General features: G+C 40.3%; 2 protein-coding genes. Both read left to right on the forward strand.

Translation table 11 applies throughout. The annotated features are described in order from the left end of the window. Positions 1–729 (forward strand): hypothetical protein (locus tag ACS8FD_RS15700; RefSeq protein ID WP_439276532.1); only part of this gene is annotated, 729 nt, incomplete at its 5' end. Between the two features lie 122 nt (positions 730–851). Further along, a partial coding sequence (locus tag ACS8FD_RS15705) for an MHYT domain-containing protein (RefSeq protein WP_439276533.1) occupies positions 852–1,179 on the forward strand: 328 nt, incomplete at its 3' end.

A 1,179-nucleotide genomic window follows, 5' to 3' on the forward strand; every position in this document is an offset into this window, starting at 1 on the left:
CTATATATACAAAAAAAGGAGTGGTCTTTGAAATTCTCTTGTGCATTAGAAACGTCGTCTGAACGCATTCGCCTAGTTAACGTAATCTCGCCTCTTATTAAAGCAGGTTATCAACTAGTATCGCAAAAACAAGAACCATCAGAAAACGGTGGAAATATTATTCATGTGGTCGCTAGAAGTCAAGGATCAAAAACACAAGCTGATCTGGTCGACGACTTATCCTCTATCGCAGGCTGTACGCTCTTCAATTTAGAAATCTCTGACGAAGAAACTGAAGCACCAACCAAAAAAGCGATGGATGAAAAAGATGTTTTGGCGACTATCGGTGCTCAATATCCCAATATAGTTAATGTGGTCAACCAATACGCTGACAGTTTAGCAGACAATAAGCGTGCGACTGCGTTACACGAACTAGGCCGTAAGGTTGGCGGTGGTATCTATCAACGCGATTATGCGCTTGGGAGTCCGTTAAAAAAATCTGTTGCCATCAGTCGAGAGCTTGTTCCAGCGTTGAAAAGTTTTGCTAAAGTTAAAGCTAATGAAAACATGATTAGTTTAATTAGATGTCCGTTTTGTGGTTCGTCAACTAGCAGTCATTCAAGTTGTGACTTTGTAGTAGGTTACATAGAAGGCTTTTTAACGGCCAATCCTGCAGTAGGTAAAGCAAGTGTTGAGGAGACCAGCTGTGGAGCTGGAGGTAACAATACTTGTGAGTTTAACATTAGATAAAATAGTCGCTCATAGTTAGTTTAGCCGCTATAAACAAAAATAGTAGATGTATTAAGCACCTCGGTTCAACCAAACCAGCATGGTCTTATGCTCAACTTTTATTACATATGAAGGATAAAAAAATGATTGAAGTTCAATATGACATGCTTTTGGTGTTTGTCTCATACGCGATTGCAGTATTTGGCTCTTATGTTGGTTTAAACCTTGCTATTCGTGTTCCAGCTGCAAAGCCAGGCGCAGATCTGTATTTTTGGGTAGCTTTATCTGCCATCGCTATTGGTGGTGCCATCTGGTCAATGCATTATATCGGTATGATGGCAGTCGATATGCAGATGCCAGTGACTTATGATGTAGGTATGACGATTGCTTCTATGATACTTGCGTTTGTGTTCGTTGCAATTGGAATCGTTATTGTAGGTCGCGGTACACCAAGTATTGCTAAGTTATTAG

Source organism: Psychrobacter sp. 1U2, from assembly GCF_051847575.1.